The sequence below is a fragment of the Paucisalibacillus globulus genome, from assembly GCF_900184735.1.
Lineage (GTDB): Bacteria > Bacillota > Bacilli > Bacillales > Amphibacillaceae > Ornithinibacillus > Ornithinibacillus globulus_B.
In genome coordinates this window covers 403,173-413,373 of the sequence record NZ_LT855395.1, presented here as the reverse complement: position 1 = coordinate 413,373, position 10,201 = coordinate 403,173, and the positions used below count along the sequence as shown (strand labels likewise).

At 37.1% G+C, this 10,201-nt stretch carries 8 protein-coding genes; 6 read left to right on the top strand and 2 right to left on the bottom strand.

The features are described from left to right. Nucleotides 1–154 precede the first annotated feature (154 nt). Entirely contained in the window at nucleotides 155–1,174 is a 1,020-nt protein-coding gene (locus BN999_RS16200) for an LLM class flavin-dependent oxidoreductase (RefSeq protein WP_096273069.1), read from the bottom strand. A 685-nt stretch (nucleotides 1,175–1,859) separates the two neighbouring features. Here BN999_RS16200 and rlmN point away from each other — a divergent pair. Further along, complete coding sequence (rlmN, locus tag BN999_RS16195) at nucleotides 1,860–2,927, top strand: 23S rRNA (adenine(2503)-C(2))-methyltransferase RlmN (protein ID WP_096273066.1); 1,068 nt, start codon at nucleotides 1,860–1,862, stop codon at nucleotides 2,925–2,927. 107 nt (nucleotides 2,928–3,034) lie between these two features. Next, nucleotides 3,035–4,837, top strand: a complete 1,803-nt coding sequence (gene asnB, locus BN999_RS16190) for an asparagine synthase (glutamine-hydrolyzing) (protein WP_096273064.1) — start codon at nucleotides 3,035–3,037, stop codon at nucleotides 4,835–4,837. A gap of 74 nt (nucleotides 4,838–4,911) precedes the next feature. Here asnB and BN999_RS16185 read toward each other — a convergent pair whose 3' ends face one another. Next, a complete protein-coding gene (locus BN999_RS16185) occupies nucleotides 4,912–6,168 on the bottom strand; it encodes a GGDEF domain-containing protein (RefSeq protein WP_096273062.1) in 1,257 nt (418 codons plus the stop codon). 306 nt (nucleotides 6,169–6,474) lie between these two features. On the opposite strand from BN999_RS16185, the gene BN999_RS16180 reads away from it, so the two are divergent. The 4 genes from BN999_RS16180 to BN999_RS16165 are packed head-to-tail and all read left to right on the top strand — an operon-like array spanning nucleotide 6,475 to nucleotide 10,151. Beyond that, on the top strand, nucleotides 6,475–7,659 hold the full coding sequence (locus BN999_RS16180) for a carboxylate--amine ligase (RefSeq protein ID WP_096273060.1): 1,185 nt from the start codon (nucleotides 6,475–6,477) through the stop codon (nucleotides 7,657–7,659). Nucleotides 7,660–7,670: 11 nt separating this feature from the next. Next, the gene (locus BN999_RS16175) at nucleotides 7,671–9,164 is read left to right on the top strand and encodes a Mur ligase family protein (protein ID WP_096273058.1); all 1,494 of its coding nucleotides are present in this window, start codon (nucleotides 7,671–7,673) and stop codon (nucleotides 9,162–9,164) included. Between the two features lie 39 nt (nucleotides 9,165–9,203). Then, nucleotides 9,204–9,935: an aspartate/glutamate racemase family protein gene (locus tag BN999_RS16170; protein WP_096273056.1), complete on the top strand. Its 732-nt coding sequence runs from the start codon at nucleotides 9,204–9,206 to the stop codon at nucleotides 9,933–9,935. 12 nt (nucleotides 9,936–9,947) lie between these two features. Beyond that, nucleotides 9,948–10,151 carry a hypothetical protein gene (locus tag BN999_RS16165; protein ID WP_096273054.1) on the top strand — a complete coding sequence of 68 codons (204 nt, stop codon included), beginning with the start codon at nucleotides 9,948–9,950 and terminating at the stop codon, nucleotides 10,149–10,151. Nucleotides 10,152–10,201 lie beyond the last annotated feature (50 nt).

The window sequence follows — 10,201 nt, the reverse complement described above, 5'->3', positions numbered from 1 at the left end:
GGCATCGGTGAGACCCCGGAAGAGCTTTAGCTCTGAGGAGGCTCACCAGCCGCCCGCGGAAAGCGTAGTATATTTCCGGAGCGGGTCTATGCGCTTTTCATGTTCGTTCGGATTTTAATCAACTAAAGCTCTTTTGTCCCAGCCTCTTTTAACTTTATTCCATCATCTCCGCCACAATCTCATAAGAACGTAAACGGTCTTCTTGATGGAAAATTTGTGAACCTATTATAAGCTCATCTGCTTTTGTTTCTTCGATAAAGCTCTCTAATCCCTTCCGAACGGTTTCGGGATCTCCAACGATCGTTGTCTTTGGATCCAATGTTTCCATAACAGCAGCAAGTTCTATAGGTGAATACAATTCCTCCAAATTAGCAACTGGTGGTTGTAGTTTTCCTGGGTTTCCACGACGTAGACTTAGGAATTGTTGTTGTTGTGAAGTGGCAATAAGTCTTGCCTTTTCATTTGTGTCTGCAGCAATAACATTTATTCCAAGCATTACATATGGTTTCTCCAATACATCGGAAGGTTTGAAATTATCTCGGTATAATCTTAATGCCTGATGTAGAAAGGCTGGAGCAAAGTGACTAGCAAACGAGAAAGGTAATCCTTTCTGTGCTGCAAGTTGGGCACTAAAGCCACTAGAACCTAATAACCAAAGAGGAAATTTCATGCCTTGTCCAGGTATAGCCTTCACACGTGAAACAGGCTCATCGGAAAAATAATCCTGTAATTCATTCACCTGCATAGGGAAATCCTCGACACTCATATTTAATGTTCTTCTTAAAGCATAGGCAGTTGCTTGGTCACTACCAGGTGCCCTTCCTAACCCTAGGTCAATCCGCCCCGGATACATGGCTTCCAAGGTTCCAAACTGCTCAGCTATCACTAATGTTGCATGGTTTGGTAGCATGACCCCACCAGCCCCTACTCGAATACTCTCCGTTGCTCCTGCTATATGGCCAATGACAACCGAAGTGGCGGAACTTGCGATGCCAGGCATATTATGATGCTCTGCCAACCAGTAACGGTTATAACCCCAGTTCTCAACGTTACGCGCCAATTCCACACTATTCTTAAAGGACTCACTTGCATTACTACCCTCTGTTATCGGTGCAAGATCCAGAACGGATAAGGGTACATGATTAAACGTCTTCGCATTTACAGCTTTCAACATAAAGACTCCTTTCGATACTTACCATTAATAAGCAATGATAAATATTTTGCATGAAAGAGTCCAATGATTAGCTTAGCTCTTGGTTTATTAATTAAATTTGGTTAATTTTCTAATAGGTGCTTTTATTTAATAAATAGTAGATAAAAAATGTGCGGTATTACTTTTATTGGGGAGCATCATACTCGCTACGGAAATACACTCCGCTTTCCGCGGGCGGCTGGTGAGCCTCCTCGCGCTTTCGCACTGCGGGGTCTCACCGATGCCTATCCTCCCGCAGGAGTCTCCGTGTATTTCCTTCGCTAAAATGGGTGGGAAAAGTTAACTGCACTAATATCGGTAAACAAAATGTAACAACTATCTATAAATAGAGTACTAAACCAGCGCAGGCAGAATACGGAGACTCCTGCGGGAATAGCTCGTGTCCGAAGACCCCTAGAGAGGTGAACTTTCCTCGAGGAGGCTGAGGCCGGGCCCGCGGAAAGCGGAGTATTCTGCCGGAGCGGTATATTACCACTACCCTCATTTAATTAACAGATGTAATATCAATAGCAACAAACGATACGAAAGCAGTATTAAAATTTAATTTGATTCAAACCTATGAATCAAGTATGATAGTAAAGTGATTTAGGTAATGATAATACTGATAACAGTACGATATATATCATGTTGGAGATGAGAAAATACAATGACAAAAAAATCCATTTACGGATTAACTTTTGAACAATTAACTAATTGGTTAATCGAAAACGGACAAAAACGTTTCCGTGCAGAACAAGTATGGGACTGGTTATATAAGAAACGTATCCGTCAATTCGCGGATATGAAAAACGTTAACAAAGAAACTATTTCTTTACTAGAAGAGAACTTTGTCGTGGAAACATTAGATGAGGAAATCAAACAGGTATCAAAGGATGGTACTGTTAAATTTCTATTTAAGTTACAAGATGGAAACTTAATTGAGACCGTGTTAATGCGATTCAATTATGGCTTATCTGTTTGTGTTACGACACAAGTTGGTTGTAATATCGGTTGTACATTCTGTGCCAGTGGACTATTAAGAAAAAGTAGAGACTTGGATAGCGGAGAGATTGTAGAACAGATTATGAAAGTACAAAAGCATCTAGATGAGCAAGGTAAAGACGAACGAGTTAGTCACATCGTAGTAATGGGGATTGGTGAACCATTCGATAACTTCACTAACCTTCTCAATTTCATTCATGTAGTCAATGATGAAAAGGGACTTAAAATTGGTCAACGTCATATCACGGTTTCTACAAGTGGATTGGCTCATAAGATTTATGAGTTTGCTGATACTGGGTTACAGGTGAATTTAGCAATTTCGCTACACGCACCAAATAATGAACTTAGAACACGTATTATGAAAATTAATAAAGCATTCCCAATTGAAAAGCTTATGAAAGCAGTAGACTACTACCTTGAGAATTCCAATCGTCGTATTACCTACGAATATATTATGTTGAAGGACGTTAATGATCATAAGGAAGAAGCATTACAACTAGCTAAGTTATTACGAAGCAAGCGCCACTTATCTTATGTGAATCTAATTCCATACAACTCCGTAGAGGAACATGGTCAGTACCAACGAAGTGAAACAAGTGTTATTCAAGAATTTCACGAAGTATTGAAGAAAAATGGTATTAACAGTGGTGTCCGTTGGGAAAATGGAGCAGATATTGATGCTGCATGTGGACAGTTAAGAAGTAAGCAAATTAAGAAGCAAAAAATTGTATAAGTTTCCACGAGAAAGACTGGCTCAGGACGTTTACTTGAGTCAGTCTTTTTTTATTTGAATATAATATCAAAAATAATTCGTCTAATATGTAAAAAGGGGAAATTAGCATGTATGGTTTAATAGGTGTTCCAAAGAGTGAACCAACCGAGAATGCTCAGGTCAGTTTTGACTTTAAAACATCGAATAATGCAAGCATATATAATGATTCAATTTATCAACTCGAATTAGATTTAGAAAAAGAAGAGAATTTCACACTATATAAAGGACGTTTTGTAGTAGTACTACATGGTAAAATTTATAATCATAAACAATTGCGCACAGAACTCATGAAGAAAGGATGTATCTTTGAAACGAGTTCTGAAATAGAAGTAGTCGCTGCTTTATTTGCAGAAAAGGGTGTAGATGCCTTCCGTGAACTAAGAGGGATGTTTGCCATTGTAATCTGGGATAATCAAGAAAAAACATTAATTGCCGCAAGAGATCCATTTGGTATTAGATCTTTGTATTATATGGATAGAGAGGAAGAGTTTCTTTTTTCTTATTTGAAAGAGGAGATTATAAATGTAAAAGGGAAATTATCTTTTCATGACCAAGCATTACAGCACTATCTTTCATTCCAATATGTACCCACTCCAATGACGTTAACAAAGGAAATTTCAAGATTAGAACCAGGAAAATACCTGATAAAAAAACCTCAACAACCACTTCAACTATACCGCTATTTTCATGCAACCTTCCAACCTGTAGATGGAAATGAAAAACAAATCATTAATAGAATTCAAGAAGTACTAGTGGATTCTGTTAACACTCATATTCAAGATGTGGATAAGATAGGAGCCTTCTTATCTGGTGGAATTGATTCTAGTCTCTTAGTGGGAATTGCTAAGAAATTTGATCCCTCTATTAAAACTTTTTCCGTTGGGTTTGAAGAAGACGGGTTTTCAGAGATTCCTATTGCACAAAGAACAGCAGCCGAACTTGGTGTAGAGAATCGTTCCTATATTATTAAACCAGAAGAATATGTCAACAGTTTGCCCACTATCATACGCTTTCTGGGTGATCCATTAGCTGACCCGTCCTGTGTCCCACTATACTTTGCCGCTAAAATGGCTAGTGAACATACGAATGTAGTACTTTCAGGAGAAGGAGCAGATGAACTGTTTGGTGGTTATCATATCTATAGAGAATTTGAATCGTTAAAATTATTTCAACATCTGCCAGCAACACTTCTAAAGTGGCTTAATAGAATGTCAAAGATTATCCCTGAAGGCGTCATAGGGAAGAGCTACCTTGCACGTGGTACAACACCATTGAAAGAGCGATATATTGGTAATGCGAAGATTTTCGAGGAAAAGGATAAAAAGCAATTTTTAAAGACATATCAAGAAGAGAACCATTACCGGCTTATTACAGATGACCTGTTTCAGCAAATGATAGAGGAACATCCATCCCATCAAATGCAATATATCGATATCCATACATGGCTCCCTGGAGATATATTAGTAAAAGCGGACCGGATGTCTAGAGCGCACTCGTTGTCTTTGCGAGCACCATTTTTAGATAAAGAGGTATTTCTAGTTGCTCGTAAAATTCCAGTTAAGTATAAGATATCAGAAAAGCAAACCAAACAAATACTACGAAAAGCAGCAAAAGATTTTGTTCCGGAGCATGTGGTCGAACGAAAAAAGCTGGGATTTCCAGTGCCGACTCGGAAATGGCTACGTGATGAATTATTTGATTGGGCACAAGAAATCATTCTGGCTAGTGAAACGGGTTACCTACTAGATAAATCATATTGCCTAAAGTTATTAATCGACCATGCTACTGGTAAACGAGATAACGCTCGTAAAATTTGGACCATATTAGTGTTTATGGTCTGGCATCAAGTGCATATGGAGAAACAAGAATAATGGCATTTTATGAAAATACTGTAAAAGCAGTCTCAATAAAAACGCTTGAATAGAATATTTCTACTCAAGCATTTTTATTGAAACCTAGCTGATAAAGGAATATCAACCATTCCGTTTTTAGCAGAGATACGGTTTTTGCCTTGGTCTTTTGATTGGATTAACAACTGGTCAGCATAGACATAAGCTTTCTTAATTTCCAGTGCTTCATTTGTTTTATAATAGTAAAGTCCGAATGAGGCAGTCATGGAAATATTAATCGTTTTATTGTTGTATTCGGCAACCGCTGGAGTATTTTCAATCCCTTTTCGAATTTCTTCTAGTAGAGATAAGCACTCTTCATAATTTCTATTTCTTAGGAATATCGTAAATTCTTCCCCGCCACTTCGGAATAAATAGTCTTCCTCTGAGAGATGATTTTGTAGGACGGCAGCAAAATGTTGAATAGCGCGGTCCCCTACAGCATGATTGTATGTATCATTGATCTGTTTAAACGAATCAATATCGGTCACAATGATACCTAGTTTCTCCTTCGCGTTATTTAATTCTGCCATTTTCTTATCCATATATGCACGGTTATATACTTCAGTTAAGAAATCGGTATAAGCCATTTGCTCAAACTTGTCTCGCTCTAATTTATGCTGAATCGATTGATTGATTGCGATATTTGAACGACTTACTAGATAATTTAATAGGAATAAGCCGATAACCATTTCCCATTGTTCTTCAAGAAGGAAGAAATAGAGTAGTCCGTTAGAGAATGCTATTTTCCCTATATCTAAGATACTTCTGCTTTTAATAAAGGCCATAGCATCCTTGAAACTATTGATCTCACCCATTGCTAAAAAGACAATTGTTAAATATACATGAGATAATAAGATCATAACAATCGCAATGGTGATAATTAAAATCCAAAAGCCAAAAGGTACATGCTCAAATGTAGGGTATAGCCCATGGAAAAGATAATATGCGATAGAACCATTTAGTGCGAACGATCCAATATTATAAAATGTATGTAGTAATTCTTCGTCATCGGCTATTTTCTTCTTTTTATGAATGAAAAAAACAGTCGACATATATAGGACTTCATAGACAAATACACCAAGCGGTCCACCGTAGAGTGCGATGGCAAGACTATAGGGAATAGTATAATCGACCCTTGCATTCCCATGCTTCACCGCAACCCTCAAATGATAATATAACGTAGAGAAAAAATAAAAAAGGAAGAGTGCAATCAAATAACTAGGCATGTCCGTTTTAATACTACCGGAGCTGACAGCTACCACAACGGAAGTGACAAATAGAAATATTATGAAAATTTTATCTATACGCATCGATCACAATCCTCCTTTTCTAAATAGATCTATCAAAATTACTGAAAAAATGGGTAAAAATTCCTATGTATACAATATATCATACTTTTATCGTCTTGATTAAACTATTTCCTAAACCTAATAGTTTTGTATATTATAATATGCAAATGGTTATTTTTCTACGTAGATTGACTTATTGAAGTAATATCTATACACGCGTATAATAAGGAGAGAATAGTAAAGAGCTCCAATAAACAAATGATATTCTCTAATAAAAATACAAACCCATGAATAGGATTAATAACACCTATAATAGGAGAAAAGTATATGAATAATAAAGCAGTTGTTTTAGGTAATAATTATTATATAGGACTTAGTGCAATTAGGGGCCTTGGAAAAGAAGGTGTCCATACAGTAGCGGTTGATTATTCAGAAGAGGACCGGTATGGTGCTGCATCAAAGTATTGTTCGGAGAAGATACTGGTTCCACATTATAAAAAAGAAACAGAAGCATTTATTCAAGCATTAATTGATTATGCAAAAAGACAAGATGAAAAGCCTGTACTAATACCTTGCCATGATACATATCTGGAGGTAATAGATGCGTATTTAGAGGACATAAAAGAATATTACTTGATTCCACAAACAGAGCCTGGACTTGCAAGTAGGGTAATGAATAAGGATACCTTACATGCCTTAGCGGTTGAGCATGGAGTTAAAGTGCCCGAAACAGTTCGAGTAAACGAGCCTAATTTCGAAAAGCGGATAGAAGAAGAAATAAAGTTTCCTTGTCTGGTGAAGCCTTTTGATTCTCCAGCCTTTGTTAAGAAGTTCCGGAAAAAAATCTTTAAAGTTCATAATATGGAAGAGCTACATGATGCGCTAAACCAATCAAAAGAAGCAAATCTTGAAGTGTTCGTACAGCGTATTATTCCTGGGTTTGATGACCATATGTATACTTTTGATGCGTATTTGAACCAGGATTCTAAAGTTACACATTGGACTACTTGCCAAAAGCTACGACAATACCCAATTAACTTTGGTGCATCTGTTTATACAATCCAAAAATACACCCCTGAAATTTTCGAGATTGGTTCGAAGTTTTTAGAGGGAATTAATTATAAGGGATTTGCAGAAATAGAGTTCAAGAAAGATGAAGAAACAGGAGAGTACTATTTAATTGAAATAAATGCTCGGATTACTAACTTTAATCAGTTGCTTTATAAAGTTGGATTGAATTTCCCGTATATTACGTATCGTGAAATGATCGGTTCCCCATTGGAGCCAAAAGCATTAATGGAGACTACAAATCGAGCGTTTTGGTATGGGTATGAGGACTTGTTAGCTGTGAAAGATTATATTAAAACGGGTCAACTTAAGTCTTCGGAAGTAGTAAAATCGTTGTTTAGACCAAAAGCATACGCAATCTTTAGTTTAAGTGATCCCAAACCAGGTATGGCCTTTATGAGAAATAGGGTTAGTAAATTATTTGGTGGCCGAAGAAAGAATTAGGAGGAAGTCTCATGCGATTAAGCGAATTATTGAAAGTAGTAGAAGTAACGAATAACAGGGAAGTAGAGGCCCTAGAAATAAATAAAGTCTCCTATCATTCGCAAAAAGTTGAAAAAGGAGATTTATTTGTATGTGTGAAGGGGTTCAAGACAGATGGCCATAAGTATCTTCCAGATGCAGTAAAGCGTGGAGCAGTGGCTGCTGTAGTAGAAGACTTCCAAGAAGACATCTCCATTCCGCAATATGTTGTCCGTGATAGTCGTGTGGCATTAGCAAGATTAGGTGCTACATATTATCAAAATCCATCTAGCAAAATGACGATGATCGGTATTACGGCGACCAATGGAAAAACAACAACTTCCTATATGACAAACGCAATCCTAGAGGCAGAAGGTCGTACAACTGGGCTAATAGGGACCGTAATCGTGAAAAATGGAAATAAATCATTCCCAGCTGAATTAACAACGCCTGAATCATTGGATTTACAACAATATCTAAGTGAAATGGTTGAAAACGATGTAACACATGTAACGATGGAGGTATCTTCAGCTGCATTAGAGTTAAATCGTGTCGAGAGTGTTGATTTTGATATTGTTTCCCTAAACAATATGAGTAAAGAACATATGGAGATGCATGGTACCTTTGAAAAGTATTTTGAAGCAAAGTCAAGCCTAATACGAAATGCTTCTGAAAATAGCTATGCCGTATTAAATTTAGATGATCAATATTCAGCTTCATTGGTTGACCAAACGAAAGCATCAGTTATTTCTTTCGGACTGAACAGTAAAGAAGGATACTTACATTGTCGAGATCTTGACCTAAGCACAGGAAGAGGTAAATTTACTGTTGAGATTTTAAAACCGTTTGATGCAAATGGTATTAAATATGAACCAAGTGAATTCGATGTTGAATTAGCTGTACCTGGTCTTCATTCTGTATATAATGCCATGGTGGCAATTACGATTTCGCTTCTAAGTGGCGTAAGAATATCTACCATTCAGCAAACACTAAAAGAATTTTCCGGTGTACCTAGAAGATTTGAGTTTATCTATGAGGATGGAATTAAAGTGGTGGATGACCACTTCGCAAATCCTGGAAATATCAATGTAACACTTCAAACTCTAGACTTTATGGATTATGACAATCTCCAATTAGTATATGCAATTAGGGGCCAAAGAGGTGCAACAATCAATCGAGAAAATGCAGAAGTTATTGTGAAGTGGGCTGACAAACTCAAGATTAGTGAGGTTATTGCAACTCGAAGTGTTTCCCATACAACATCTAAAGATGAAGTGACAGATGATGAGGTAAAAGCATTTCTAGAGGTCATGAATCAAGCGAATATTAAGGTTCACTTGTTTGACGAACTACCAGATGCAATTCATGATGCATTCTCAAAAGCAACTGATGGAGATTTAGTATTACTTGCTGGTTGCCAAGGCATGGATTATGGTGCAGGTATTGCACTGGAAGCGTTGAATAAAGAGAATGCAGAAGTAAAATAAAGTTGTCTCAGGCAGCGCAAGATAAAGCAGGTGGAACAATTGGAACAAAAGAAGCTCGGTGTGTTAGGCGGAATGGGACCTGCAGCAACATCGTTATTTTTTGAGAGAGTAATTGATAATACGGATGCTAGTAAAGATCAGGATCATATTGACATGGTTATTCTTAACCATGCCACCATTCCGGATCGGACAAGGGCGATTTTAGAGGATCATAAGGAACCGTTTTTAGAAGCAGTTCATAAGGACTTTAAGATATTTGAAGCGGCAGAGATTGACCATATCGCGATACCTTGTAATACCTCCCATTATTTTTATGATGAGATGCAGGCAATGACATCTATTCCAATCATTAATATGATTGAAGAAACAGTAAAATATATACGTGAAAAATTTGGACAAACAGCTAAAATAGGTATTTTAGCAACAGATGGTACAGTAAATACAGGTATATATCAGGATGAATGTCATAAATATAATATGAAGGCACTAGTTCCCAATGTCGATGATCAAGAGAAAGTCATGCATACCATCTATGATTTTAAAGCGGATAAACCAGTAGATGTGCGAGGTTTTGAGCAAATTATAGAAAAAATGATCCATCAAGAAAAGTGTGATTGTGTTATCTTGGGATGCACAGAGCTTTCATGTATTGAGATAGCAACACATTTAAAACCATATGCGGTGGATGCGATGCAGGTACTAGTGAATGAATCCATTATGCTATCTGGTAAAGAATTAAAGAAGGAAGAAGTTGTTTCACACGTAGAGTAAGGGGGGAGATTCATGATATCAAATAAAGATGAATTTGATGAATTCTTACTCGAGTCTTTCAAAGACGGAAGAACTATTCGTGAACTCAGACTTTCTGAGGCAGAAGCAAATTACATTAAGTTTAAAGTGCCAAAAGCGAAATTCAGAAAGATAACGGACCATTTGAACACAGCATCTAAAGAATGGTATGAAGTAGATACAAGACGTTCTAAATGAGTATAGAGGATGTTTCAAGCGGATAATAATCCAGTTTGAAACATCCTCCT

Bases quoted from the DNA above. Each gene is read 5' to 3' on its own strand.
- asnB (WP_096273064.1), top strand. From the start codon at position 3,035: ATGTATGGTTTAATAGGTGTTCCAAAGAGTGAACCAACCGAGAATGCT.
- rlmN (WP_096273066.1), top strand. From the start codon at position 1,860: ATGACAAAAAAATCCATTTACGGATTAACTTTTGAACAATTAACTAAT.
- BN999_RS16175 (WP_096273058.1), top strand. From the start codon at position 7,671: ATGCGATTAAGCGAATTATTGAAAGTAGTAGAAGTAACGAATAACAGG.
- BN999_RS16180 (WP_096273060.1), top strand. From the start codon at position 6,475: ATGAATAATAAAGCAGTTGTTTTAGGTAATAATTATTATATAGGACTT.
- BN999_RS16185 (WP_096273062.1), bottom strand. From the start codon at position 6,168: ATGCGTATAGATAAAATTTTCATAATATTTCTATTTGTCACTTCCGTT.
- BN999_RS16165 (WP_096273054.1), top strand. From the start codon at position 9,948: ATGATATCAAATAAAGATGAATTTGATGAATTCTTACTCGAGTCTTTC.
- BN999_RS16200 (WP_096273069.1), bottom strand. From the start codon at position 1,174: ATGTTGAAAGCTGTAAATGCGAAGACGTTTAATCATGTACCCTTATCC.